The organism is Enterococcus sp. DIV1059_2 (assembly GCF_051713685.1).
GTDB classification, from domain to species: domain Bacteria; phylum Bacillota; class Bacilli; order Lactobacillales; family Enterococcaceae; genus Enterococcus_D; species Enterococcus_D casseliflavus.
Genome location: NZ_JBIOQK010000001.1, coordinates 745,358 through 770,952, shown reverse-complemented (window position 1 = coordinate 770,952; position 25,595 = coordinate 745,358). Strand labels below are relative to the sequence as shown.

The following is a 25,595-nucleotide window of genomic DNA, read 5'->3' as shown; positions in this document are numbered from 1 at the left end:
CACTCCTTCTATTGCCTATCAAAACGCCAACGCTATACGATTCGTACGGGAATATCGACGGCCTGTAATTGTTTTTTCAGCTCAGGGATTTTTACCTCGCCATAGTGAAAAATCGAGGCCGCCAACCCTGCTTCAATATTTGGCAATTGAAACAGCTCGATAAAATCGGCACTTTTGCCAGCACCACCCGATGCGACGATCGGTAATTTGGTGATTTCGCTGACAGCTTTCAGCAAGTCTAAATCAAACCCCTGCTTCACGCCATCGGTATCCATGCTGTTGATGACTAGTTCACCAGCACCTAACTGCTCAGCTTGGCGAATCCATGCCAATGCTTCTAAGCCTGTATCTTCCCGTCCGCCTTTGGCAAAAACATGCCAGTTCTCACCGACACGGCGAACATCAACGGATAAAACAACGCACTGGCTGCCATAGCGTTTCGCGCCTTCTGCAATCAACTCTGGTCTGCGAAGCGCCCCCGAATTGACGCTGACTTTGTCGGCGCCACAGTTTAAGACTCGTTCAAAATCTGCTACTTGATTGATGCCGCCCCCCACCGTCAAAGGAATAAACACTTCTGACGCCACGCGCTGCAAAATGTCCGTGAATAAGCCGCGTTCTTCTGCAGAAGCAGTAATGTCATAAAAAACCAGCTCATCGGCGCCTTGTTCATTGTAAAAGCGCGCCAAAGTCACTGGATCATTGACATCTTTTAAGCCAGCAAAATTGACCCCTTTCACGACTCGCCCATCTCGCACATCAAGGCAAGGAATGATTCGTTTTGCGATCATGCTTCTGCCTCCCCTGCTGCTAAGACATCGGCCAATTGGAGACTGCCGTTATATAAGGATTTCCCAACGATCACGCCAGAGATGCCCAACTGTTTTAATCCTTTGATATCTGCCAATGAAGACACGCCGCCAGAAGCCACGATGTCGCAATCCAATTGATTGAGTTTTTCGTATAAGGGCAGATTGATTCCTTCTCCTGTACCGTCACGCGAGATTTCGGTAAAGATGATCGTTTGCGCGCCCCATTCCACCAATTGTTGGCAAAAAGTAAACGCGTCTGTTGCCGTTTTCTCGAGCCAGCCTTCCACGGCCACTTTTTCTTCCTTGGCATCGACCCCAATCGCGATCTTATTACCGTATTTCTTGAGCATCGCTTTTGTGAATGCTGGGTCTTTCTGGGCAATCGTGCCGAGGATCACCCGATGAACGCCTGCTGCCAAACAATGCTGGATCGTTTCTTCCTCACGAATCCCGCCGCCAACTTCGACAAACAGATTGGTTTGCTGGACGATTTTTTTTGCGACATCAAAGTAATGGAGTTTGCCAGCTTTGGCACCATCTAAATCGACGAGGTGCAGATAGTTGGCACCTTCTTCTTCAAATGAACGAGCAAATGCCACTGGATCATCCCCAAACACTTCTTTTTGCTCATAGTCTCCTTGGTACAAACGGACCACTTTTTGATCTAACAGATCGATTGCTGGAAAAATTTTCATAGCGGCACCTCCGTAAATGCTTTTAAAATCTTCAACCCGACACCCCCGCTTTTTTCTGGGTGAAACTGAGTGCCGAAGACATTGTCTTTTTGCACGATACCGGGAATCGCCAGACCATAGTCACTGTCTGCCACGACATACTCTTGGCAATCAGTAGCAAAATAACTGTGGACATAGTAGACAAAGTCTTGTTCCCCTAGCCCGCTGACTAATGGACTTTCCTTTCTGACAGTCAGCCGATTCCAACCAATTTGCGGCACTTTTAGATTCAGTTCGGCTTCTTCAAAGGCGCTTTGCATGGAAACGATCCGTCCTGGAATCAAACCGAGCCCCGCATGTGTGCCAAACTCCTCACTACTATCAAACAACAGCTGCATCCCTAAACAAATGCCTAAAAAGGGTTTGCCAGCTGCTGCCAATTCTTGGATCGGTTCGATCAGCGACAACTCTGCCAACTTTTGGCGGGCATCGCCAAAAGCGCCTACGCCGGGTAAAAGAATGCGGTCGGCAGCTTTTAATTCTGCTAGTGAACGCGTGATTTGGCAGTCAATACCCAAATAATCCAGCGAACGAGACAAGCTGAACAAATTGCCGACCCCATAGTCGATGATTGCTAACATAATACGCCCCTTTCCTTATCTCATCCATCTGTGTGGAAGATACGTAATCATTTTTCCCTCATGAATCACTGGATCGTCCCTTTGGTTGAAGGGATCTCATCTGGGGCTGCTTGATTGATCGCTACTGCTTCACCTAAAGCCCGCCCAAAGCCTTTAAAACAAGCTTCCACAATGTGGTGGCTGTTTTTGCCAGCGATTTGATGGAGATGGATCGTAGCACCTAATTCACGGGCAAAAGCAATGAAAAATTCTTCAACCAATTCCGTATCAAACTGCTGCCCTATTTTTTCGCTCGGTATCGCCAACTCTACGACTGCCATGCCGCGACCGCTGATATCGATCGCTGTCATAACTAAGGCTTCGTCCATCGGCAGCAGCATACTGCCATAGCGTTTGATGCCTCGTCGCTCCCCAAGACTTTCTGAAAACGCTCGGCCAATGGCGATGGCAACGTCTTCTGTTGTGTGATGGGCATCTACTTCTGTATCGCCATCACAGACCAACGTCAAATCAAAGCGACCGTGGCGGACAAATAATTCCAGCATGTGGTCTAAAAACCCCACACCAGTCTTGATTGATTGCTGACCAGTACCATCGATCGTCAACTGCAGGTGGATCTTGGTTTCAGTCGTATTGCGGGTAACTTCTGCTTTTCTCATTCCTTCACCTCTTCTATGATCGTTGTTAACACCGTCATCAATCGTTCCATCTGGGCCCTCGTTCCTACCGTGATTCGCAAATACTCTTTGATGCGGGGCTGATTAAACCAGCGGACGAAGATTTTCTGCTCTTTCAGTGCCTGATACAACTCTTCACCAGCAATCGCAGGGTGCCTTGCAAACAAAAAATTTCCTTGGCTGTCGGTCTGCTCAAAGCCGAGCTTCGCTAGGGCTTGCTTGCTCCACTCACGCACCTGGATCGTTGCTTGGATCTTCTCATCGACATACGCTTGTTCCTGCAAAACGGCTGCACCTGCGGCTTGGGTCAAACTATTGACATTGTAAGGATTCAAGCTAAATTTCAACCGATTCAAGTCTTGGATCAGTCCTTCATTGGCAACCGCAAAGCCCAGACGTGCCCCTGCCAGCTGCCGAGATTTCGAAAACGTCCCCACAACCAAGAGATTTGGGTATTGATCGATCAAAGAAACCATTGAAGTGCCGCCAAAATCGATATAGGCCTCGTCGACAATCACTAAGCGATCGGGATGCCGTTTTAGAAAGGCACAAATTTCGCTTTGTTCTTGATAAACCCCAGTCGGCGCATTGGGATTGGCAAAAATGACGGTCCCTTTGAGCGAATCGTAGTCCGTTAACGCAATCGAGAAATCTTCTTGCAGCGGAACAGCGGTGGCAGCGACTTGGTACAAGGCACTATACACTTGATAAAACCCATAGGTCACATCGGGAAAGGCGATGCCGTTTTCCGTGAAGCCTTGAAAGAGATAGGACAAGACTTCGTCACTGCCATTACCGAGAAACAGCTGGGCTGGTGTAATGCCAAGATAAGCAGCCAGAGGGGTTGTCACCACTTCAGCAGCAATATCCGAGTAACGATTCAGCTTGTGGGCGGCATCGGCAACCGCTGCTTGAACACTTGGCGCTGGCGGATAAGGACTTTCATTGGTGTTCAGTTTAATAACGGCTTGCTCGTCTACTTGTTCCCCTGGTGTATAAGGAGTCAGCTTGTGATACTTTTGATGTAAAAAGGTCATTTTTCTCCCTCTCTTCGTACATTGATCGAACGGGCATGGCCGATCAAGTCTTCGGTTTCTGCGAACAATGCTACGGCTGGACCAGCCGCCTTCATGGCTGCTTCTGGGTAATACAAGTAGCTGCTTTTCTTAATAAAATCATCCACTGATAACGGTGAGTAAAAACGGGCGGTCCCTTCCGTCGGTAGGGTATGATTTGGCCCAGCAAAATAATCTCCCAGCACTTCTGGTGTATGATGTCCTAAAAAGACACTGCCCGCATTTTCTACCTGTCCCAACAAAGCAAAAGGATCTGCCACTGCTAATTCAAGGTGTTCTGGGGCGATTTGATTGGCAATGGTAAGAGCATCGGTCAAATCTTTGACTAGGATCAGCTTTCCGCTAGATTCAAGCGCTGCAGCAGCAATGTCTTTTCGGGGCAGTTCCTTCAGCTGCAAGTCAAGCTCTACTTGGACTTGTTCAATCAAGGCTGCTTCTGTTGTGACTAAGATGGCTTGCGCTAAGATATCATGCTCGGCTTGTGCCAAAAGATCCGCTGCCAGCCAGCGAGGATTTGCGCTGGCATCGGCGATGATCAGCACATCGCTGGGCCCTGCGATCATATCGATATCAACTTCGCCGTACACCATTTTTTTCGCTGTGGCGACATAAATATTTCCTGGCCCCACGATTTTGTCGACTTTGGGAATCGTTTCTGTCCCATAAGCCAATGCCGCTACGCCATGGGCACCACCGACTTTGTAGATTTCATCCACTCCAGCAACGGAAGCTGCCGCTAAGATAGCAGCTGGAACTTTTCCTTGGCTGTCCGTCGGTGTGATCATAACGATTTTTTTGACCCCGGCGATTTTTGCTGGCAGGACATCCATCAAAACCGTACTAGGATAAGCTGCTGTGCCGCCAGGAACGTAGACCCCGACTTTTGCTAGTGGCAAGACCCGCTGTCCCATCACAACGCCATTTTCCTTCGTTAAGACAAAGCCTTGCTGGACTTGCTTTTGATGAAATGCCAAAATGTTTTCCTTCGCCTGTTCCATCACCTCAAGCAGCTCAGGGGAGACGGCTTGGACAGCCGTTTCAACCTCCTCAAGACTGATGGTTAAGGAAGACAAGGTCACTTGATCGATTTCTTCAATTAATTGAAACAACGCCTGATCTCCTTGCTGCTGAACACGGGCAATGATTTGGGCGACAACGGTTGAAACATCCTTCGTTTCCGACTGTTTCCTTGCCACAATCGTTTCGATCGTATCTTTTTGGGTCGAAAAAATTCTCATAATTGCTCCCTCACCTTCTCAATCACTGTTTGAATGCGTTCTTGCTTGAAACGCCACGTGGCGTGGTTGATCACTAAACGCGCTGAAGACGGCGCGATGTCTTGGATCACTTCTAGATCATTTTCTTTTAGTGTCGTCCCCGTTTCGACGATGTCAACGATCACATCGGAGAGACCTAATAAAGGAGCCAATTCAATGGATCCATGCAGTTGGATCAATTCCACCGAGCGACCTAATCCTTGATAAAACTGGCGGGTGATCTGCGGATATTTTGTGGAGACCCGCAGCGGACGGGAGAAATCTTCCTCGAAATCCGTACGCGCTGCTACTGCCAAACGGCAGACCCCCATATGCAAATCAAGAAATTCGATGACTTCTGCCTTGCTTTCCATTAAAATATCTTTGCCTACGACACCGATATCCGCCACTCCGTGCTCCACATAGATCGCCACATCGCTCGGCTTGACTAAGAAAAAGCGCAGCTTGTTTTCTTCATCACAAAAAATTAGTTGGCGATTGTCTTTGAAGACGCCTTGCGCAGCGACTCCAGCTTTCGTGAATAAATCGTATACGGCATCCCCCATGCGGCCTTTAGGTAGCGCAATGTTCAAATAGCCTGAACTTTCGTTGTCAGTCGGCACCTTTTGCCCTACATGGTTGAGCTTCATACCAAACCCGATCGCCGCTTGCTCTTTGCCTTGCCGACTCATCAAGCGATCATAACGGCCGCCATATAAAATCGTCTCTCTTGCTTCTTCGATGAATCCTTGAAACAGCAAGCCACTGTAATAATCGGCATCATTTAAAATTGAAAAATCCAGCCTTATCCGAATGGAGGCTGACAGTTGTTCTTTTTGCAATGCTTGATACAGTTGTTTTAGTTCTGCTAAACCAGCTTGTGCTTGGGGATACTCTGCCAGCAGCTCTTTGGCTTTTTGATACTTAGTTTCAAAATCACCTGACAAACGTACCAGTTTCGCCAATTTTTCAGCTTCTGTTGCTGACAAGCCAGCCTTTTCAGTCAGTGCATCCATGTCATGGGAACTCTTGTCCCGCAGGCAGTGCAGTACCTTTTGTCGATCCGCTTCGGGGAAGCGTTGGCAGATGCCATCCAAAATCCCCATATGAGACAGATCCAAGGTCCCTTTTCCCACCTGAGCCAAACTTTCCCAAGCCAGTTTTACAACCTCCAGTTGATCTTCCCATGTGATTTGGTCAATGAGCTCCAAACCGATTTGATCGATCTTTTGGTATTCCCCTGCTTGACGATCCTGTCGATAGACATCCTCCACATAATACACTCTGCGCGCTTCTCCAGAAGGTGTATTTTTGGCAATCGACAAGGTGACATCGGGTTTTAGCGCCATCGTCCTGCCATCCGTGCCTGTAAACGTGATGATGGAAGAACCACGCAAGAACTGATCATTTTGCTGATAGTTGCGATACTCTTCAAAATTGTTCGAGTGATAAGGTGAAAAATGATGCTGCGTATACAATTTTCTTAATTTCAGTTCGACTTGTTCGGCTGGTTTTAATACATTCCATAACTCTTCCACACTTATCACTCCTATTTCATGCCACTGATTCGGCTTTCTCACTGCTAAAGTCACGCTTTATCATCGATTCACCATCAGTTTTTCTAATAATACTAATGGTTTTGCCATAAATAAGCAATGGTATTTTTCGAAATATTCTGGAATTTTTAGTCGATTTCAAGAGAACATAACGATGTCGTTTCTTTGTTGACGATTATTCCATCGAATCTGGAAGTCAGTTTTCCTTTCTTAATGAAGTAATTTAGTTCTTGTGCATCCTCCATCACTTAGTTGCTCAACCATAAAAAAGTCCGGAATATACGACTATCTTGTTTCAGAAACTCGTTATCGATTACTCTATCCTTTGTACCGTACAAAGAATTGGCGCAAATGAAGCGATAATAACGAAAATTAACCAAAACATTCATTGTCGTACTTATCGCTTATGTTGCGGCACAAAAAGCACACTGCAGAAGAATCAGAGAAAACAGCTAAATAGTACATGCTCTATAGCTTAATAAGGAGAGAAAAGTAAATGAACAAACTTATAGGAAAACAAATCTCATGGAACAACGCTTTACTAGGAACAGTCCTCGCAGGTATCGGTTTGGTCGGTCTTTTGTATGCCCCTGCCATCGTCAGCATCTTCTCATTATCGATTGCCAGCTATTGGGCATTACGGCTGGTTTACGGTAAAGAAGCAGTCAAGCAGCTCTTCGGAAAACCCATCGCACCAGTGAAGACGATCAGCAAATATTTTCTTTTAAACATCCTGATCAGCTTCCTCGTTTCTCTCGTATTGCAATACGGACTAAAGTGGGATCTTCACGGAAATCCAGTGAACGAAGGCTTTCAATGGTTGACTCTGCTAGTTATTCCAATCATATTACTTGGAGAAGAACTCTTTTCCATCTTCTTTTTAGCGATCTTTTCTAGTAAATGTACCTTGCCAGTTGCCAGCATCCTTTCCCGATCATCTTTGGCTTGGTTCATTACAGCACTTATGACAACGGCAATGTTTTCCATACCTTGGTCCATATTCTTTTCATTCAAGGGGTGGCGCGCTTGCTATTTAACCAAGCTGCCATCAAGAGCAACTCGATCCTGACTAGTTGGGGCACACATGTCTTGTTCGACCTGTTTGCTATTTTAGTGGCTTATCTGACTGCTTGAGAAAAACGAAAAAGACTGATTCAATTGAAATCAGTCTTTTTTGATACAACAACTAGTTACCTGAGTATCCCTCCCTGAAAAGAAGCATTGATCGCTTTTGTGCCTTTCACAAGGTTGGGTGTTTGTTCTATTTGCTGTGTTTGATAAGAAAATGTTCTTACTTTTTAAAGGGTTCCTCTTTTACTTTCTCACAAATTTCTGCTTCACTGTACACCTTCATCAGCCGCTTGACTTCGCCTTCGATATTAAAACGCAAGGCTTCTGTCGCCTTCAGGTTTTTCAATGCTTGTTCAAGATAACAAAGAAAAGTCGTTTCCTTCATTTTAACTCAGCCTCCTTGTCAATCGTTGGTTTTACAGGTCACTTTAACAACGTCGCGCAACTCCTGATCAATCCCTCTAGAAAACAAAAGGATTGTGCAGACATCTGCTTCCTAGTGGTTACACCAAACCGTGCTTTTGGAGTGCTTGCGCAATCCCGCCGTCTTCTGGTCGAGCCGTCACCTCGTCAGCTACTGCCAATAGCTGTTCACAGGCATTGCCCATCGCAATTCCTGTCGCAACGGCTTCAAACATTTCGACATCATTATGGCCGTCACCAAACGCCAAGGTATCTTTGTTATCGATCCCTAGATGGTTCAAGAGAAAATCGATGGCTGTTTTCTTGTGGATATTCTTGATGCCGATCTCGCCACTGTCTTTGCCAAAAACAGGAACTGTACTGCGAATCATTTGGAATTGTTCGTGGTATTGGTCATGGACCTGTTCATAAGGAATGGAATGATTGATGAAGGAAACTTTGTTCACGTCATCGTAATCGATTTTCGCTTCGTCCTCGATCAATAAATCAAGGAACCACTGAATAGTTTGAACACGTTGTTTTCCTGCTTCACTTTCAACAGGCTCACCTGCTAAGACGATCTCAATCAACCGATTTCGTAAATTGGTACTTGCAAATAATCCTTGATTCGATTCCAAGTAATACTCGATTTGGTTTGCTTTTAAGAAATCGATCAGTCTTAATAAGGCTTCCTTTTCAAAAACTTTGTGCAAAATCACCTCATCGTGCACCTCGCAATAACCGCCGCCGGCACCAATCATTCCACTTAAAGGCAGTGCCAGTACATCTTCTGTGATTTCGGCTTTTGAACGACCCGTACACAAGAAAAATTCATGCCCCTTCTTATGTGCCGCTGTGATCGCTTGGCGAGCACTTTCAGGTACGTTTCCCGCATCATCGCACAATGTTCCATCTACATCTAAAAAGACAATTTTCTTCGTCATTTCATTCCCTCTTTCCTAACCCAATCAATAAAGCGCTCACATGAACATATTTGCTGAATCCAAGATGTCACCATCAGCCGCTTGCTATTAGTATAACAAATCACAAGATAACCTCGCTAGACTATTTTACTGACTCATACATAAACACGCTCTCCTTTTTTCTCGATGCCCTTTATCTTTGATGATCGTCAAATGGCTTTCATTTGATCACTTTTAAGGTGACTTATCCTTTGCGTAGCTTACTCTTCACTTAAATAAATCAACCCCCATTTAGGTAGTTGGTTAGTTGCATGACCCGTAAGCTCGCGATAATAGTACCGTTTGTCATGCTTGATCATACTGATAATTTCCTCTTCCTTCATCCCCAGCTCTTGACATAGGTCAGTTTTGGTATTGGTCACAAGTTCCAGTAGAATTTGGATCTGTGCGTCCACAGCCAGAAGCGCTCGAAAGGTATCAAATAAGTTCTTTGCTCGATCATAGTAAATGTCTTCGAAGTCAACACAAAGTTCCTGATAATAAGTAAAAAGTTTCGGATAGGCTGTCAGTACCCCAGCGCTTAACAATACTTCCTTTGAATAAGACAGATAATCCTTCGGGTCATTTATTTTTTCTGATAACACAGAATCACTCCTTTCCATCCATGGCTTTTCTTCAATGATAGCATTGATCCCTCATTTAATCGTAATGATTTCCTTCTTCGTTAATCGCCCCTACATCCCTTCACATAAAACAAAGGCTTTATCTTCTAGTATTTCAAATCACATGAAATCCTTGGGTGGCATCCCGTTCTGCGCTCACCTCCAATGCATGATCTAAGGAAATCAGTTACTCTCATTATAGTTTTTTGTTGCTCCAAGCTTATAATTCCTTTTTGCTCTAGCAGAGGAATAAGAGAGAAAAATCCAGCGTACCCGCATTGCTTTATCTAAGAAGAAAGATCAAAAGGAAATTATTTGCAGTGATTTTCCGATGATTACACGATCAACCAAAAGAACGAATGGAAATGAATGCTTTTAACCAATGCTGTGGCGCCTTCATTCTCACGACAGCACAAAAAACCAATGATCGCTGGTTTCGATCATTGGTCAAAGTTCTCAATTTACATTTTGTAAAAGGACAATCTGTCCTTTCTTTTTCGATCATGCCAAGATATAAGCGAGGCTAAAACGTCCTCTTACACTGTGAGCACAAAAAAGGATCATGCATATAGAAAATCTAAAATCTCACGTGGCGCGTCTACCAAAGCATCTGGGTTTTCTTCAGAAAGCTTTTTCGGATCGTGGCTGCCCCACGTAACGGCGATCGTTTTGACACCCGCGGCTTTTCCCATTTGGATATCAAAAATAGCATCTCCTACCATGATCGTCTTTATCGGGTCAAATTGATAGTGTGCCACGACTTTATTGATTCCTTCGGGATGAGGTTTGTAGTGGGTCACCGCATCAGAGCCGATGATTTCTTCAAAGAACGCCACAAGGTCCTGAGCAGCTAGGTTTCGTTTGACAACCGCTGTCTTCTTACTTGAAACGACGAAACAAGGTACCTTTCGTTTGTTTAAGATTTCTAAGACATGGGGAATTTCTGGAAATACTTTCAAGGTACTTTCTTCATAGGTTTGGTAATAGGCTCGGAAAATCCGAATCAATTCCGTTGCGGTTTCTTGATCTAATGGCTGTTCAGACATTTTAAAAAATGATTCTTCGATCGGTATCCCCATATAATGTTCAATGACTACTTCACTGGGTACTTTGAGTCCCATCTCTTTAAAAGCTGCTTTTGTCGCCTTCACACTACATTCTTTTGAATCCAATAAAGTTCCATCTAAATCAAATAGCACACATTCAACCTGCTTCACGATATTTCCTCCTCCAAAAGGTATTCCATCAATTTTCTACAAATGCTTTTTTCATTTACGCAATATTTCTTTCCATTACTGATTATCTCTATTTTATCACTAAAAAAAAGCATTATCATATTTTTCCATAACCTTCTTCATTTATTGCTAATATACTTATATAAAAAACGACTCGCTTTGAAAACAGAGTCGTTTCTACAAGATAGGCAAATTTACCTGAAGGCCTATTTGTCAGACATAAAAAGTTAAACCCATTTTTAGCTTTTTTATTGCAAGATATATCCTTTGCCCCAAGCTGTACGGACGCGTTTTTCAGTATAGTCGTATTCATCTAATTTCTCATTGATTCGTTTCGCCAAAATCGATAGCTGCGATTTTCGGGAATTCGTGCCGCCGTTGCCCCAAATTTTCCAGCAAAGGTCCTCTCGGTTGATAAATTGCTCTTCTGCTAGATTATTGAAAAAGATCTGTTCTTGCAGACTAAGAAATTTAGGGAACGATTCCTTCGTTACTGATGCCTTTTCTAACTTGCGAGTATTTGGTGGCAAAGCCGCCAAAAATTCTCTCAACTCGACAAATGACCGATTAAGATAGGTCGCATTTTCCGCTTTTTCCAGTATCATTTCTTGTTCGTCATTCCCTGGCAAGATTCGAACGATCCGCTGTTGATAATAAGGAGCCAATGTCTGATTGAGCAATAAAAATTCTGGATCAGCAATTGTTTCACTGACAAATAAACAGTCAAATAACTTGGCACTTTCTATCAACCATTCCTCCTCTTCGGTACTTCTGCCCACGAACACTTCATGGCTCAAAATCTGCAGCTCCCGCTGCAAATCAATCTCATATGATATATTTTTCGTCAATATGATAATTCTCATGATACACCCTACTTTCCTTTCTTATTTATTCAGAAATGAGTTGGAAATGATTTCTGAATACTTTATGTTGACATTATTACTTATTTTTATCAGCTTGAGGTGTCATTTTTTGTTCATAAATGGTGATCTGGTGTCATGTTTTAAAAAAATAGATTGACTTTCATTTCATGGTTCATACTCTTCGAAAGCCAATAAAAAAGCAACCTGTTAGCCAGATTGCTTTCTTGTCCTCACTACTCCCACTTCAAATCCAACAGCTCCAGCATTTCATGGTAGGCGGTTTCGATCCGCTGGCGCTTTTCTTCAGGGATATTTTTGGCATATTGCCCATCTGGCAGATAATCTTCGGCAAGGTAGACTTGAAAATCAAAGGCCTGCAAGACGCCGTATTCTGGATCATAATAGGTACGATCAGGGATCGGTTCTTTGGACACCCAAGTCGGATGCATGGCAATCTTGCTTAAATAGGTCCGCTGCCCTTCTTTGGAGATTTCAACTTCTGGGATGACGCCTCGTTCGGTCCAATAGTTGTTATTGACGGTTTCATAACGTTGATTCGACAATAAGTTTCCCATTGAATAAATGATAAATTTCTTTTCACCGTCCTTTTCGATGATTTCGGTTGGTTCTGCTACATGCGGATGGCCGCCGAAGATAATATCAGCACCAAAATCGATCATCTTCCGATAAACAGTTTGTTGTTCTTCCGTTGGTTCTAAAGAATACTCGACACCAGACTGAGGCATCACGATGGTGATATCCGCCAAGCTTTCCGCTTCTTTGATCTCTGCTTCCACTTTATCTAACGACAAGTCTTTCAAATAGGTGTCATACTCTGCTTGAGTTAAGCTTTCTTCAAGGCCATTGAAGCCATAGGCATAGGCCAAGAGAGCAACTTTGATCCCGTTGACTTCTTTGACCAGGATTCCGCTATTGTCGACCGTGACACCAATCGTTGCCAAGCCTTGGTCGTGAAAAGCAGCCGCCGTTGTTTTGATTCCTTCGATCCCTGTATCTAAAATATGGTTATGGGCAAGATCAATCACATCAAAGCCCGCGTCTTTGATACTGGCAACAGCATCGATAGGGGCGTTGAATAAGGGAAAACCGCCAAGCGGTTTATTAGGATTGATGGTTCCTTCAAAATCACCTAAAGCAAGGTCCGCCGATGCAATCAGCGGTTTGACTTGCTCAAAATCATTGTCAAAATCATAACGCTTCCCGTCGTAAGCGCTTAAATAAACAGGTGTATGATAAAGCATATCGCCACTAGCTGTCACTGTGATGGTTTTTACTGCTGGCTTTGTTTCGGTAGAACTACTCGTTTCTTGCATTGGCTTTGTTGCCTTTGTCGTTTCTGCTGTATGACGCTGTTCGGGGATGCTTGTCACTTGAATCACTAGATAAATCACTCCAAGTATGATTGCCAGCAACGCTGTACTTAACCCCACAATGATCCGCTGGTGTTTCTGACGCTCCCGTCTTCGTTGTTGTCTCATGCCCTCACCCTTTCACTCTGCTTTATCAAAAACCTATCTTCGTTTACGTTCTAACGAGGTTCCCTGCTCCCTTTCCTGCGACCCCCCACTAAATAATATCTTTTCATTAAATAATTATACTATATTTGAGATTCCTTTAATAGGTCGTTTTGTAAAGAATAAAAAAACAGCCCGATCGTGATCGAACTGTTTTATTCGCTTCTGAGTTGTTTTATTCGCTTCTTTTATTCTTTTCTATAGCAGCTCTGACCTCATAAATTTTTGCTTCCTGAAGCTATTTTCTACTTTGCTTCCTCATGCTTCACGGGACAACTGCTATGACAATCAGAACAATGATCCTTTTTCACCATGCGGTACACTACACGGGTGCCATAGCCAAAAATCAGGCCGCTTAGAATTATTGTAGCAATCATTTTTCGCCTCCTACGACTTGGATCAAGGGTGCACTCCCGCGGAATGGTTTCTTCAACAGAGCAAATACCAATAGCCCAGCAATGAGGATTGCCGCGAAAACACCCAGCGTGAGGTGTCCGCCTTCAAAGATGACGTGCCCGAATTGGTAGACCAACAAACTAGCGCAGTACGCCAAGCCACATTGATAGCCGATGGCTAACCATGTCCACTTGCTGTCCCCCATTTCACGGTGGATCGCACCGATAGCAGCAAAACAAGGGGCACATAGTAAATTAAAGACGAGAAAAGAGTATGCCGCCACAGCAGTGTAATCGCCGCGCAACACTTGCCAAATCTCCGTCCCACTTTCTGACAACTCCCCGGTTTGTCCGTAAAGGATCCCAAAGGTGCCGATCACATTTTCTTTGGCGACCAGGCCAGTGATCGTCGCCACGGCGCCTCGCCAGGTTCCCCAGCCTAGGGGAGCAAAAAGCGGCGCCAAAAATCGTCCGAAAAAGGCCAAAATGCTTTGGTCTTCTGTGACCCGCTGCAAGGCAAAGCTGTAGCTGGAGGTAAACCAGACAAAGATACAAGCCACAAAAATTATCGTCCCGGCTTTTTTCACAAAAGCAATGGCTCGATCACAGGCACTTTTCAAAATCGTTGTGAGCTGCGGCAAGTGATACGCTGGCAGTTCCATAATAAATGGTGCCAGATCACCTGCAAACAGCGGTGTTTTTTTCAAGACGATCCCTGAAAAAATCACAGCACCCATGCCGACAAAATAGGCCGATGGGGCGACCCAACTATACTGAGGGAAAAAGGCTCCTGAAATCAATGCGATGATCGGCAATTTGGCAGAACATGGCATGAAGGTCGTGACCATCACCGTCAACCGACGATCCTTTTCATTTTCAATCGTTCGGCTTGCCATCACGCCGGGCACCCCACAACCGGTAGCGATCAACATGGGGATAAATGACTTGCCAGATAGACCAAACTTGCGAAACAGGCGGTCCATGACAAATGCCACCCGTGCCATGTATCCGCAGTCCTCCAAGATAGCCAAACAAAAAAACAGCACGAAGATCTGCGGCAAAAAGCCTAAGACCGCACCGACACCAGCCACGATGCCGTCTAAAATCAGTTCTTGCAGCCACTGGGCGACTTGCAGCTGTTCTAGCCAGTGCGCTGCTGTTTCGGGAATCCAGCTGCCAAATAATACATCATTGACCCAATCAGTACCAATCGTACCAATCGTCTGAATCGATAAATAGTAGATTCCCCACATAATGAAGGCAAAAATCGGTAGTGCCAATACGCGATGGGTCAACACACGGTCGATTTTGTCGCTGAAGGCTAAGTGCTGATCTGTTTCCTTGATGACTGCCAGCGCCAACAATTCTTCAATGAAGCCATAGCGCTCATTGACGAGAATGGCGTCACTGCTGTCTTTAAAGATCAGCTCTAAAATCGAAATCGTCTCCTGAAGGACTGCCTGCTGGGAATCAGTCAGTTTACACATCGTCTGAATCGCTTCATCTTTTTCAAAGAGTTTTATGGCAAACCAGCGTTTTTGCTGCTGAGGGATCGTCTCTGGCAAAATCGCCATGATCTCGGTCAAGCCAGCTTCTAGACGAGCATCGTAGCGGGGAGGAAGCGGTTGTGTATTGGCTACATGCTTCGCTGCCTCGATCATTTTGGTTAAGCCGCGTTGCTTCAAAGCACTGATCCCTACTACGGGAACCCCTAGACCGTAAGCCAGCTTTTCGAAATTGATCTGCAAGCCTTTTTTCTTTAATAGGTCGATCATGTTGATGGCTGCCACAGTCGGGACATTCATTTCTAATAATTGCAATGTTAGATACAGGTTGCGCTCCAGGTTGGTTCCATCGATAATATTGATCACCGCATCCAATGATGCTTCCATCAAATAATTGCGAGAAATCAGTTCTTCTGGTGTGTACGGCGACAAGGAATAGATCCCTGGTAGATCTTGGATCAATACTTGTCGGTCTTTTCGCAGTCGCCCCGCTTTTCGTTCCACGGTAACGCCTGGCCAATTCCCCACTGTTTGTTTGGCACCGGTCAATTGATTGAAGGTACTCGTTTTCCCGCTATTGGGATTTCCTGCTAATGCAAAGTGATAGGTCATTACGCTTCGACTCCTTTTTCGACAAAAACCAACGCTGCTTCTTGCTTTCTCAAAGACAATTCATAGCCGCGGAGCCGAATCTCCATCGGATCACCCAAAGGAGCCAGCTTCACCACTTCCAAATGGACGTTTTTCGTAAGCCCCATATCCATCAATCGACGGCGCACCGCACCTTTGGCGGCGATCTGATTGACCTTCCCGCTTTCACCGACTTGCAGCTGATCCAAAGAGGTAATGATGGTTTGCTGCTGGGTTTCTGTGACATCGATTTGTTCCATGACCCGTTCATCTAAAGCGATCCGCGTTCCTTGGTGTAAAATGATGCCGCCTTTGCGATCTTTTTGTACCACAACGATTTCAACGCCCGTGCGAATACCAAGATCATTTAAATGAGCCGTGATTTCTTTGGTGGTTGTCAACGAGTCGATTTTGTATGTTCCAGAAGCCCGAGTTTGCGCCATTTTCATTGCTTCTTACTCCTTTTGTGAAGTGTTGTTATAATTAACCTACTTTAATTGAGAATGATTATCATTATAATAGAGCCATTTCCATAAGAAGTCAATCTGTTTTGGGTCTCACTTTGAATCTTCCTTCACAATGCGGATTTTTTTTACTCATTTTGATTGCATATCCCCTGTATTAATTACGCAAAAACCTTGTAATTCTAAGTATTTTCCGCTTTTTTCCCTTGCATAAAAAACACAGAAACACTATAAATTGTGTATGCCGAATTCACAAGCACAAGATATAGTGTTTTTTCGTTGACTTTCTCCGAGACTTATTTATACTAGGTTTATAACTATTACAACTCGGAGGAAACAATTATGAATATCAAACTATTTTCGAAAAACAACTGCATGCAATGTAAAATGGCGAAACGCTTTTTAAGTGAAAATCAGATTGCATTTGAAGAAATCAATATTGATAATGAGCCTGAAGCATTAGAATTTTTGAAAGAACAAGGATTCCAAAGTGTGCCAGTCATTACCTCTGATGCGCAAACGATCATCGGTTTCCGTCCAGATCAACTACGTCAATTAGCGAGCTAAGATTTTTCTCAATGTGATGCTTTTGAGGGATTTGTCAGTCGTCCAGACCGCAAGTCCTTTTTTATACGAACAAAACAAGAAAAGAGGTTAGCCATTTATGAGCTTGAAAGAAATCAAAGATGTCAGTTATTTCAAATTGAATAATGAGATCAACCGTCCAGTAGATGGTCAAATTCCATTAAATAAAGACAAAGAAGCCTTAGCGGCATTCTTTAAAGAAAACGTTGAACCAAATACCTTAACCTTTGCGACTGCAATGGACAAAATCAATTATTTGATTGAAAATGATTATTTAGAAGAAGAATTTATCAAAAAGTATCGCCCTGCCTTTATTGAGCAATTGTATCAATTCTTAGATGAGCAACACTTTACTTTCAAATCATTTATGGCTGCTTACAAGTTTTATTCACAATACGCATTAAAAACGAATGATGGTACCGCGTATCTAGAACGTTACGAAGATCGGGTGGCTTTCAACGCCCTTTACTTTGCGGATGGCAATGAAGAGTTAGCAATGAGCTTGGCAGATGAAATGATCTACCAACGTTACCAACCAGCAACCCCTTCTTTCTTGAATGCAGGACGCAAACGTCGCGGTGAGTTGGTTTCTTGTTTCTTGATCCAAATCACTGATGACATGAACGCGATCGGTCGTGGGATCAACTCCGCGCTGCAACTTTCACGAATCGGTGGCGGTGTCGGGATCACGTTATCAAACTTGCGGGAAGCCGGCGCGCCTATCAAAGGCTACGAAGGGGCAGCAAGTGGTGTGATGCCTGTAATGAAATTGTTTGAAGATAGCTTCAGCTACTCAAACCAATTGGGTCAACGGCAAGGGGCTGGCGTGGTCTACTTGAACGTCTTCCACCCAGACATCATCAGCTTTTTATCAGCGAAAAAAGAAAATGCGGATGAAAAAATCCGTGTCAAAACCTTATCATTAGGCGTGATCGTACCTGACAAATTCTACGAATTGACGCGCAAAAATGAAGAGATGTATCTCTTTAGTCCCTACAGTGTCGAAAAAGAATATGGCGTGCCCTTCTCTTATGTCGATATCACCAAGGAATACGACAACTTAGTCATGAACCCACGGATTCGCAAAACCAAAATCAGAGCCCGTGATCTAGAAAACGAAATTTCTAAATTGCAGCAAGAATCTGGTTATCCTTATATCATCAATATCGATACAGCAAACCGCAGCAACCCAATTGATGGCAAGATCATCATGAGTAATCTTTGTTCCGAGATCCTTCAAGTCCAAGCACCATCTGAGATCAACGGCAAACAAGAATACGAAGTTTTAGGAACAGATATCAGCTGTAACTTAGGTTCCACCAATATCGTGAACTTGATGGACAGCCCTGACTTTGGGAAATCTGTTCGAGCAATGACTCGTGCCTTGACCTTTGTTACTGATGCGTCTGACATTGACGTAGTACCATCGATCCAAAATGGGAATGCCTTGAACCACACGATCGGTTTAGGCGCAATGGGCTTGCATACCTATTTTGCAAAAAATCAAATGGAATATGGTTCACCAGAATCCCTTGAATTTACTGATCTTTATTTCATGTTGTTGAACTATTGGACATTGGTTGAAAGCAATGCCATCGCCAAAGAAAAAGGCGAAGTTTTCCATAACTTTGAAAAATCAGCGTATGCAGACGGCAGCTACTTCACCGATTATATCCAAGGTGACTACCAACCAAAATCGGAAAAAGTCAAAGCATTGTTCGAAGGCGTCTTTTTACCAACTGGTGAAGATTGGGCAGCCTTGGCACAAACCGTCAAAGAAACCGGCTTGTATCACCAAAACCGCCTAGCCGTTGCACCAAATGGTTCGATCTCTTATATCAATGATACGAGTGCCAGCATCCACCCAATCACACGGATGATCGAAGAACGCCAAGAAAAGAAAATCGGCAAGATCTACTATCCAGCACCTTACTTGAGCAATGAGACGATCGGCTACTACAAATCAGCCTACGATATGGATATGCGCAAAGTGATCGATGTTTACGCAACTGCTCAAAAACACGTCGATCAAGGTATGAGTATGACCTTGTTTATGCGGTCAGATATTCCAGAAGGTCTTTACGAATGGAAAGAAACGACAAAACAAACCACCCGTGATTTGAACATTTTGCGTCACTACGCTTTCCACAAAGGCATCAAATCGATCTACTATGTACGGACCTTTACAGATGATGCAGAAGAGATCGGCAGCAACCAATGTGAAAGCTGCGTCATCTAATCCAACTTTTGCCTGAAAACGAACCAACCGCCTGCCCCTGCTCTTTCTTGACAGCGGGTCGGCTGTTGTCTTGATACGATTATTGGAGGAACCGACTATGGGTAAGACTTACTATGAAGCAATCAACTGGAATGAGATCGAAGATATCATCGATAAATCCACTTGGGAAAAATTAACAGAACAATTCTGGTTAGATACGCGGATCCCTTTATCAAATGACCTTGATGACTGGCGGACGCTATCTCCATTAGAAAAAACAACGGTGGGCTACGTCTTTGGCGGCTTGACTTTATTAGATACCGTTCAATCAGAAAGCGGTATGGATCAACTGCGTAAAGATGTCCGCACCCCACACGAAGAAGCGGTCTTGAACAACATCCAATTTATGGAATCTGTCCATGCAAAAAGCTATTCATCGATTTTCAGCACCCTGAATACAAAAGCGGAGATCGCTGATATTTTTGAATGGACCAACACCAATCCATATTTGCAAAAGAAAGCCGAACGAATCAATGAGATCTACAAAAATGGCACACCGCTAGAGAAAAAAATCGCCAGTGTATTTCTAGAGACCTTCTTATTCTATTCAGGTTTCTATACACCCCTTTACTACTTAGGCAATAACAAACTAGCGAACGTAGCGGAGATCATCAAATTGATCATTCGTGACGAATCCGTTCACGGCACGTATATCGGCTACAAATTCCAATTAGGTTTCAACGAATTACCAGAAGACGAACAGCAAAAGCTGAAAGACTGGATGTACGATTTGTTGTATGAGTTGTATGAAAATGAAGAGCGTTATACCGAAGAATTATACGATGAGATCGGCTGGACCGAAGAAGTCAAAACCTTCTTGCGTTACAATGCCAATAAGGCTTTGATGAATCTAGGTCAAGACCCGCTTTTCCCAGATACCGCCAACGATGTCAATCCAATCGTCATGAACGGTATTTCAACTGGTACCAGCAACCACGACTTCTTCTCACAAGTTGGGAACGGGTATCTGCTTGGTTCCGTGGAAGCGATGAAAGACGATGACTACTTCATCGGACTTGATTGATCTGCTGACAAAAAAACACCTTGTTTCTCGCCAATTGAGGGTGAGAAACAAGGTGTTTTTTAGTGAGCCAACTGGTCTTTGATAAAGGTCAACGTTTCTGTCAAACAGGCCTGTGCTTGGGGCAAGCTATAATCAAATTGGTATTCGTGGGTCACCGTTTCCGAATCCCCTTTGTAAAAGCGACTCGTCACGGGAATATCAAGAGCTTGCAGCTGGTTGGCAAAGGCAATGCCTTGGTCTTCAAAGGAATAGGCATTGCCATCCGTGATATACGTTGGTGGAAAATCAGCCGTCAATTTATCCACCAGTGAAATTTCCTGCAGTTGGGGACTATCTTGCCATTCTTTTTTTCCTAATAACGACCAAGCCACCGTTTTGACAAAGAATTTCATAAAGCGATCATCTGAAGAAGTCCCAGCGATCTGCTTCAAATCAAGCGGTCCGCAATAGGAAATAAACCCTTTCAGGGCCGATGCAGGAATATCTTGATCAAAGGACATTTCCTTCGCATACGCTGGATTGGTTTGCAGCGCCACATATTGCCCAGCGATTTGGGCTCCTGCAGAATCCCCGCCGAAGAAGAGTTGATCGAAATCCAGCATGGGGTATGCTTGGGCATCTGCTTTGATCGAGTCTACCGCTTGGGCTAATTGTTTGACCTGTCCAGGATAATGCAGACTTGGTGCCCATTCATAATTAATCGAAATCACAGCAGCTTTGGTTTCATCGACGACATAGGTCGCAAACTCTTTGACCCCTTCTTTGTCTCCGCCGACATAGCCGCCCCCATGGACCCAAAAAATGACTGGAACAGGGCCTTCTTGTGCCTCTTTGGGATAATATAGATCAAAGGTACTACGTTGATAATCCGATTGATACGTCAAGTCCTGTTTGACCGTCACATTCGGCAAACTTTTTTGATAAGCTGCCTCATCCTTGATGGTCACTTCTTGGTTAAACAGATGACCGATCAAAAAAGCCCCCGGTCGTGGGGAGAGTTGAAAAGCCAGAAAAACGGCAGCTAAGAGTCCGATCAGGACCATCGCCACCCACATGAAAAAGCGCAGAATTTTTTTCAAGTAAAAGCTCCTTCCTTCTTTCTGTTTCAGCTTTTTCATTTAACCATGTTTTTTTAGCAAATTCAATGACAATCGCTAAAGATTAAAAAAGGATGATACCAATAGGCATCATCCTTAAAATAACATCGTTTATAATGGCAACATCATAAACAAACCAGCAGCGATCGCTGCCCCGATCATTGGACCGATGATTGGTACTAACGCATAGCCCCAATCGGAAGTCCCTTTGTTTTTGATTGGCAAGATTTGGTGAGCGATCCGTGGTCCTAAGTCCCGTGCCGGATTGATGGCATAGCCTGTTGGTCCACCAAGCGACAGCCCGATCGCTAAGATCAAGATCCCAACGACGATGGGATTTAATCCATCCGTAAAGGTATTGGCACCAAAAGCCAATAAGCCAAAGACTAAGACAAAGGTACCAATCACTTCAGTGATGGTATTCGATACTAAATTACGAACTGCAGGCCCTGTTGCAAAGGTACCTAAAATCGCGCCTTGGTCTTTTGTTTCATCCCATAATGGCAAGTAGTTGAGCCAAACGAGGATCGCCCCTACGATCGCACCAGCAATTTGTGCCAGCATAAACGGTACAGCCAAGCTCCAAGAAAAATTCCCCGTCATCGCCATGCCTAATGTAACGGCTGGATTCAAGTGAGCAGGTCCCATGTACCCTGAAACGTAAACGGCAATCGTTACCGCTGTCGCCCAGCCCATTGCGATCACGATCCAGCCAGAGGCTTCTGCTTTACTCTTTTTCAGATTGACTGCCGCACACACACCATCCCCTAACAAAACCAAAATAGCCGTTCCTAGAAATTCACTAAAGATCTGGGTTGTTTCATTCATCTTTTTTTCCTCCTTTTAAGGCTGTTAAATCTGATTCTGCGATCACTTGGTTCAATTCTGCTACCTGGGCTGCTTTTTCTTCCTCGCTCCAGCCAAAGAAGTCGGTCATAGCTGCAACGACACCGGCTTTGACTTCATCTAAGGTGTCTCGCATAAATAGGATATGGTTGGTCCGACGCAATAGATAATCGACAGGCGTCAGAACCATTTCTTCATGCAAGGAATAGTTCAAGGCCGTACTTTCTTTTTCATCTAAGCCCTCAAACTTCGTCTTGTAGTTCAACACTTGGGGAAGATTCGACCCATAAAGATGAGCCAAATACGTCGCAGCGGCTTCATCGAATCCAGCGGCTTGCGCTTGGTCAGCCAGCTTCGCTAATTCTTCCTCTACATTGGCTGCATCAAGCTCACCACCAGAAACTGGGTACGTGGTTGAATCCACCAACTCGAAGGATGCACCGCTTTCTTGGAGCAATTCATTGATCCGTTTGACTGCTCCTTCCGCCATCAAGCGATAATCGGTGATTTTTCCCCCTGCCAACGTCAATAGTCCGTCTTTTGAGCGTTCCAAACTGCTGCCGCGAGAAACTTGCGATGGATCCACTTTGCTGGCTTCTACTCGTTCTTGTGCTTGTTTTACGGCTTTTTCTACGACTGGTCGCTGCCGCTCATCTTCAAGATACTCTTTGACGCTTTCAACGATCTGCTCAAAGCTTTCATCCGATAGTTTGCCTTTACCGCCGCCATTGTAATCAGACCCGCCATTATTCACAATCAACGGACGCAATCCTGCCCAGCTCGCTTCGATATCATCAAGGGTGATCTGAGCGTGAGGGAAGCGTTCATTCACGATGGTCAGTAGATAATCAACATCTTCTTGCGTGACCGTTGGATGGGCGAAATCGCCTGTATAATCCGTATCGGTTGTGCCAAAATAGGTCTTATTTTCTCTTGGTACCACGAAAACCATCCGACCATCATTTTTCCCAGTATCAAAATAGGTTGGTTGCGGCACTTTTAGTTTTTCCCGATCGACCACTAAATGGACACCTTTCGTCGGACGCATTTGTGGCGGCAACTCATCATTCTTGTCTAATTGACGAACGATGTCTGACCAAGGGCCTGTCGTGTTGATCACGACTTTGGCGTGAACCTCAAAGCGCTCGTTTGTCAGTTGATCCTCCACTTCTACCCCATTGATGATGCCTTGCTCATCATGTAAGATGCCGACGACTTTGGCTTTACTGATCATTGCTGCCCCATCGGCTTGTGCTCGTTTGATGTTTTCGATCACCAAGCGGGCATCGTTGTTGCGAAAATCAAGATAGACACCGCCACCGACTAAGTTTTCCGCCTGCAGCTGAGGTTCGCGTTCTAAGACCTCTTCTTTCGTCAGCAGATAATTTTCGTATTTACTGCCTGTCACATTCGCTAAGCGATCATAAAGATCCATCGCCACTTTGACAGAAAACAAGGAGAAGGTTGCCCCTGGTTCATCATAGATTGGCAAAAGCATTGGATCTGGTTTCGGGATATGCGGAGCAATTTGCTGCACGATCGCCCGCTCCCGCACGGTGTCAGCGACCACTTCCACGTCAAAGGTTTTCAAATAACGAATACCGCCATGAACGAGTTTGGTGGACCGCGAAGACGTTCCTTCGGCAAAATCCTGCATTTCCAAAAGCACCGTCTTCATCCCAGCGGCTGCGGTTTGAACAGCAACCCCCGCGCCAGTGATCCCACCACCGATGATCAATACATCATAGGTGGTCTTTGCCGCTTCTTGAATGGTTTGCTTCCGATCTTTATGTGAAAAGGTCATGGCTTACTCGCCTTCTTTCTTCGCTTTGAATTTGAAGGTCTGAGTAGCTGCCACCGCTTGTTTCCAGCCTTCGTACAAATTGTCTCTTTCTTCTGCTGGCATTTCTGGTGTAAACATTTGCCCTTCTTCTGCCATTGATTTCAATTCATCCAAGTCTTTCCAGAAGCCAACCGCTAGCCCTGCCAAGTAAGCTGCACCTAATGCGGTTGTTTCCAGATTCGCAGCTCGTTGCACGTCAATGTCTAAAATGTCCGCTTGGAACTGCATCAATAGATCGTTTTTGGCTGCACCGCCATCGACTTTCAGCAATGGGATATCGATGCCAGAATCTTTTTTCATCGTGTCGATGACATCTTTTGATTGATACGCAACAGCTTGCAATGTTGCCCGAACAAAATCTTCCTTCGTCGTCCCACGAGTCAAGCCAAAGACGGCTCCTCTTGCATCTGAATCCCAATAAGGTGCGCCCAATCCAGTAAAGGCAGGCACCACATACACTTCATTATCGCCTTTTGCTTTGGCAGCTATTTCTTCTGATTGCGGAGAAGACTCGATCATTCGTAGACCGTCCCGCAGCCATTGGATCGCTGATCCAGCAACGAAGATACTTCCTTCTAAGGCATAATAGACTTTGCCGTTGATGCCATACCCGATGGTCGTCAGTAGGTCATTGTCAGACAATTGTGGTTCTTCACCCGTATTCATGACGATAAATGCCCCAGTGCCGTAAGTATTTTTGATCATGCCTTTTTCAAAGGCCATTTGTCCAAAGAGGGCGGCTTGTTGGTCCCCAGCCATTCCAGCGATTGGTACTTCACTGCCGTAAAAATGGTAGCTGCGGGTGTGACCATAGACTTCTGAGTTGCTTTTGACTTCTGGCAGCATCGAGCTTGGAATATTCAAAAGATCCAAGATTTCTTGATCCCATTCTAATTTATGAATGTTGTAAAGCATCGTCCGACTAGCATTGGAGTAATCGGTGACATGGACTTGCCCATCTGTCAGTTTCCACACAAGCCATGAATCGATCGTTCCGAAAAGTAGCTCGCCATTATCCGCCTTTTCTTGTGCCCCTTCGATATTGTCTAAAAGCCAGCGCACCTTGGTCGCTGAGAAATACGCATCAATGACTAACCCAGTTTTTTCATGGATCATCTCTGTATGGCCATCTGCTTTTAATTGGTCAGCGATCGGTGAAGATTGGCGGGATTGCCAAACGATTGCATTTGCGATCGGCTGGCCTGTCGTTTTGTCCCAAACCACTGTCGTTTCACGCTGGTTGGTGATCCCGATGCCGGCGATTGCTTCTGGTCGGATACCTGATTCAATAAATGCCCCTGCGATGACTGATTGGACAGAGTTCCAAATTTCATTGGCGTTGTGTTCTACCCAACCCGATTTTGGAAAGTATTGCGGAAACTCTTTTTGTGAACTGCCGATTTTTTTCCCGTTACGATCAAAAATAATTGCTCTTGAACTAGTGGTTCCTTGGTCGATCGCCATTACATAATTTTTTTCTGCCATTTGATTCGCTCCCTTTAGTTTTTTATACGCTTTTCTTGTTAGCGCTTTCTGACTTGCTTT

The 25,595-nt window shown here is 44.6% G+C and carries 23 protein-coding genes and 1 pseudogene; 4 read left to right on the top strand and 20 right to left on the bottom strand.

Annotated features, from left to right (window positions below):
* Positions 1-32: 32 nt before the first annotated feature.
* The 7 genes from hisF to hisG all read right to left on the bottom strand — a co-directional run bounded on the left by hisF (position 33) and on the right by hisG (position 6,674).
* On the bottom strand, positions 33-791 hold the full coding sequence (gene hisF / locus IGI72_RS03635; RefSeq protein WP_005225205.1) for an imidazole glycerol phosphate synthase subunit HisF: 759 nt from the start codon (positions 789-791) through the stop codon (positions 33-35).
* Complete coding sequence (gene hisA / locus IGI72_RS03630; protein WP_438753179.1) at positions 788-1,507, bottom strand: 1-(5-phosphoribosyl)-5-[(5-phosphoribosylamino)methylideneamino]imidazole-4-carboxamide isomerase; 720 nt, start codon at positions 1,505-1,507, stop codon at positions 788-790. Before hisA ends, hisF begins: the two co-directional genes overlap by 4 nt.
* A complete protein-coding gene (gene hisH / locus IGI72_RS03625; protein WP_438753176.1) occupies positions 1,504-2,127 on the bottom strand; it encodes an imidazole glycerol phosphate synthase subunit HisH in 624 nt (207 codons plus the stop codon). The genes hisA and hisH overlap by 4 nt, the downstream gene beginning before the upstream one ends.
* Before the next feature lie 65 nt (positions 2,128-2,192).
* Positions 2,193-2,786, bottom strand: a complete 594-nt coding sequence (gene hisB / locus IGI72_RS03620) for an imidazoleglycerol-phosphate dehydratase HisB (RefSeq protein ID WP_005225202.1) — start codon at positions 2,784-2,786, stop codon at positions 2,193-2,195.
* Positions 2,783-3,841 (bottom strand): histidinol-phosphate transaminase, encoded by a 1,059-nt coding sequence (gene hisC / locus IGI72_RS03615; protein ID WP_438753174.1) that lies wholly within the window; start codon positions 3,839-3,841, stop codon positions 2,783-2,785. The genes hisB and hisC overlap by 4 nt, the downstream gene beginning before the upstream one ends.
* On the bottom strand, positions 3,838-5,118 hold the full coding sequence (gene hisD / locus IGI72_RS03610) for a histidinol dehydrogenase (protein WP_438753171.1): 1,281 nt from the start codon (positions 5,116-5,118) through the stop codon (positions 3,838-3,840). The genes hisC and hisD overlap by 4 nt, the downstream gene beginning before the upstream one ends.
* A complete protein-coding gene (hisG, locus tag IGI72_RS03605; RefSeq protein ID WP_438753169.1) occupies positions 5,115-6,674 on the bottom strand; it encodes an ATP phosphoribosyltransferase in 1,560 nt (519 codons plus the stop codon). The genes hisD and hisG overlap by 4 nt, the downstream gene beginning before the upstream one ends.
* Positions 6,675-7,188: 514 nt before the next feature.
* On the opposite strand from hisG, the pseudogene IGI72_RS03600 reads away from it, so the two are divergent.
* A pseudogene (locus tag IGI72_RS03600) lies at positions 7,189-7,826 on the top strand (CPBP family glutamic-type intramembrane protease).
* A 157-nt stretch (positions 7,827-7,983) separates the two neighbouring features.
* Here the strand turns inward: IGI72_RS03600 and IGI72_RS03595 are convergent.
* The 9 genes from IGI72_RS03595 to IGI72_RS03555 form a co-directional block, all read right to left on the bottom strand.
* On the bottom strand, positions 7,984-8,148 hold the full coding sequence (locus IGI72_RS03595) for a hypothetical protein (RefSeq protein WP_186318456.1): 165 nt from the start codon (positions 8,146-8,148) through the stop codon (positions 7,984-7,986).
* A gap of 118 nt (positions 8,149-8,266) precedes the next feature.
* Positions 8,267-9,109, bottom strand: a complete 843-nt coding sequence (locus tag IGI72_RS03590) for a Cof-type HAD-IIB family hydrolase (protein WP_074934501.1) — start codon at positions 9,107-9,109, stop codon at positions 8,267-8,269.
* 239 nt (positions 9,110-9,348) lie between these two features.
* Positions 9,349-9,732 carry a DUF7006 family protein gene (locus tag IGI72_RS03585; RefSeq protein ID WP_438753167.1) on the bottom strand — a complete coding sequence of 128 codons (384 nt, stop codon included), beginning with the start codon at positions 9,730-9,732 and terminating at the stop codon, positions 9,349-9,351.
* Positions 9,733-10,310: 578 nt separating this feature from the next.
* Positions 10,311-10,967, bottom strand: coding sequence for an HAD family hydrolase (locus IGI72_RS03580; protein WP_438753165.1), 657 nt, complete (start codon positions 10,965-10,967; stop codon positions 10,311-10,313).
* Positions 10,968-11,233: 266 nt separating this feature from the next.
* Positions 11,234-11,848, bottom strand: coding sequence for a hypothetical protein (locus IGI72_RS03575; RefSeq protein WP_005225192.1), 615 nt, complete (start codon positions 11,846-11,848; stop codon positions 11,234-11,236).
* A 233-nt stretch (positions 11,849-12,081) separates the two neighbouring features.
* On the bottom strand, positions 12,082-13,347 hold the full coding sequence (locus IGI72_RS03570; protein ID WP_438753162.1) for a CapA family protein: 1,266 nt from the start codon (positions 13,345-13,347) through the stop codon (positions 12,082-12,084).
* 281 nt (positions 13,348-13,628) lie between these two features.
* Positions 13,629-13,760 carry a hypothetical protein gene (locus IGI72_RS03565; RefSeq protein WP_010747544.1) on the bottom strand — a complete coding sequence of 44 codons (132 nt, stop codon included), beginning with the start codon at positions 13,758-13,760 and terminating at the stop codon, positions 13,629-13,631.
* The gene (feoB, locus tag IGI72_RS03560) at positions 13,757-15,895 is read right to left on the bottom strand and encodes a ferrous iron transport protein B (protein ID WP_438753159.1); all 2,139 of its coding nucleotides are present in this window, start codon (positions 15,893-15,895) and stop codon (positions 13,757-13,759) included. Before feoB ends, IGI72_RS03565 begins: the two co-directional genes overlap by 4 nt.
* Positions 15,895-16,362: a FeoA family protein gene (locus tag IGI72_RS03555; RefSeq protein ID WP_128432710.1), complete on the bottom strand. Its 468-nt coding sequence runs from the start codon at positions 16,360-16,362 to the stop codon at positions 15,895-15,897. The genes feoB and IGI72_RS03555 overlap by 1 nt, the downstream gene beginning before the upstream one ends.
* 357 nt (positions 16,363-16,719) lie before the next feature.
* Between IGI72_RS03555 and nrdH the strand changes: the two genes are divergently transcribed.
* The 3 genes from nrdH (at position 16,720) to nrdF (ending at position 20,264) form a co-directional block, all read left to right on the top strand.
* Entirely contained in the window at positions 16,720-16,944 is a 225-nt protein-coding gene (gene nrdH, locus IGI72_RS03550) for a glutaredoxin-like protein NrdH (protein WP_005225182.1), read from the top strand.
* Positions 16,945-17,041: 97 nt separating this feature from the next.
* On the top strand, positions 17,042-19,201 hold the full coding sequence (gene nrdE / locus IGI72_RS03545; RefSeq protein WP_005225181.1) for a class 1b ribonucleoside-diphosphate reductase subunit alpha: 2,160 nt from the start codon (positions 17,042-17,044) through the stop codon (positions 19,199-19,201).
* A gap of 97 nt (positions 19,202-19,298) precedes the next feature.
* Complete coding sequence (gene nrdF / locus IGI72_RS03540; RefSeq protein ID WP_005225180.1) at positions 19,299-20,264, top strand: class 1b ribonucleoside-diphosphate reductase subunit beta; 966 nt, start codon at positions 19,299-19,301, stop codon at positions 20,262-20,264.
* Between the two features lie 59 nt (positions 20,265-20,323).
* Here the strand turns inward: nrdF and IGI72_RS03535 are convergent, their stop codons facing one another.
* From IGI72_RS03535 to glpK, 4 genes are all read right to left on the bottom strand, one after another.
* On the bottom strand, positions 20,324-21,382 hold the full coding sequence (locus IGI72_RS03535; protein ID WP_151195707.1) for an alpha/beta hydrolase: 1,059 nt from the start codon (positions 21,380-21,382) through the stop codon (positions 20,324-20,326).
* A gap of 90 nt (positions 21,383-21,472) precedes the next feature.
* Complete coding sequence (locus tag IGI72_RS03530) at positions 21,473-22,189, bottom strand: MIP/aquaporin family protein (protein WP_005225178.1); 717 nt, start codon at positions 22,187-22,189, stop codon at positions 21,473-21,475.
* The gene (gene glpO / locus IGI72_RS03525; protein WP_438753156.1) at positions 22,182-24,011 is read right to left on the bottom strand and encodes a type 1 glycerol-3-phosphate oxidase; all 1,830 of its coding nucleotides are present in this window, start codon (positions 24,009-24,011) and stop codon (positions 22,182-22,184) included. The genes IGI72_RS03530 and glpO overlap by 8 nt, the downstream gene beginning before the upstream one ends.
* A 3-nt stretch (positions 24,012-24,014) precedes the next feature.
* A complete protein-coding gene (glpK, locus tag IGI72_RS03520) occupies positions 24,015-25,535 on the bottom strand; it encodes a glycerol kinase GlpK (protein ID WP_005225176.1) in 1,521 nt (506 codons plus the stop codon).
* Positions 25,536-25,595 lie beyond the last annotated feature (60 nt).

What these genes read in the sequence shown, in the direction of transcription:
- hisF (WP_005225205.1), bottom strand. Translation starts at nt 791, where the DNA reads ATGATCGCAAAACGAATCATTCCTTGCCTTGATGTGCGAGATGGGCGA.
- hisA (WP_438753179.1), bottom strand. Translation starts at nt 1,507, where the DNA reads ATGAAAATTTTTCCAGCAATCGATCTGTTAGATCAAAAAGTGGTCCGT.
- hisH (WP_438753176.1), bottom strand. Translation starts at nt 2,127, where the DNA reads ATGTTAGCAATCATCGACTATGGGGTCGGCAATTTGTTCAGCTTGTCT.
- hisB (WP_005225202.1), bottom strand. Translation starts at nt 2,786, where the DNA reads ATGAGAAAAGCAGAAGTTACCCGCAATACGACTGAAACCAAGATCCAC.
- hisC (WP_438753174.1), bottom strand. Translation starts at nt 3,841, where the DNA reads ATGACCTTTTTACATCAAAAGTATCACAAGCTGACTCCTTATACACCA.
- hisD (WP_438753171.1), bottom strand. Translation starts at nt 5,118, where the DNA reads ATGAGAATTTTTTCGACCCAAAAAGATACGATCGAAACGATTGTGGCA.
- IGI72_RS03595 (WP_186318456.1), bottom strand. Translation starts at nt 8,148, where the DNA reads ATGAAGGAAACGACTTTTCTTTGTTATCTTGAACAAGCATTGAAAAAC.
- IGI72_RS03590 (WP_074934501.1), bottom strand. Translation starts at nt 9,109, where the DNA reads ATGACGAAGAAAATTGTCTTTTTAGATGTAGATGGAACATTGTGCGAT.
- IGI72_RS03575 (WP_005225192.1), bottom strand. Translation starts at nt 11,848, where the DNA reads ATGAGAATTATCATATTGACGAAAAATATATCATATGAGATTGATTTG.
- IGI72_RS03570 (WP_438753162.1), bottom strand. Translation starts at nt 13,347, where the DNA reads ATGAGACAACAACGAAGACGGGAGCGTCAGAAACACCAGCGGATCATT.
- IGI72_RS03565 (WP_010747544.1), bottom strand. Translation starts at nt 13,760, where the DNA reads ATGATTGCTACAATAATTCTAAGCGGCCTGATTTTTGGCTATGGCACC.
- feoB (WP_438753159.1), bottom strand. Translation starts at nt 15,895, where the DNA reads ATGACCTATCACTTTGCATTAGCAGGAAATCCCAATAGCGGGAAAACG.
- IGI72_RS03555 (WP_128432710.1), bottom strand. Translation starts at nt 16,362, where the DNA reads ATGAAAATGGCGCAAACTCGGGCTTCTGGAACATACAAAATCGACTCG.
- nrdH (WP_005225182.1), top strand. Translation starts at nt 16,720, where the DNA reads ATGAATATCAAACTATTTTCGAAAAACAACTGCATGCAATGTAAAATG.
- nrdE (WP_005225181.1), top strand. Translation starts at nt 17,042, where the DNA reads ATGAGCTTGAAAGAAATCAAAGATGTCAGTTATTTCAAATTGAATAAT.
- nrdF (WP_005225180.1), top strand. Translation starts at nt 19,299, where the DNA reads ATGGGTAAGACTTACTATGAAGCAATCAACTGGAATGAGATCGAAGAT.
- IGI72_RS03535 (WP_151195707.1), bottom strand. Translation starts at nt 21,382, where the DNA reads ATGAAAAAGCTGAAACAGAAAGAAGGAAGGAGCTTTTACTTGAAAAAA.
- IGI72_RS03530 (WP_005225178.1), bottom strand. Translation starts at nt 22,189, where the DNA reads ATGAATGAAACAACCCAGATCTTTAGTGAATTTCTAGGAACGGCTATT.
- glpO (WP_438753156.1), bottom strand. Translation starts at nt 24,011, where the DNA reads ATGACCTTTTCACATAAAGATCGGAAGCAAACCATTCAAGAAGCGGCA.
- glpK (WP_005225176.1), bottom strand. Translation starts at nt 25,535, where the DNA reads ATGGCAGAAAAAAATTATGTAATGGCGATCGACCAAGGAACCACTAGT.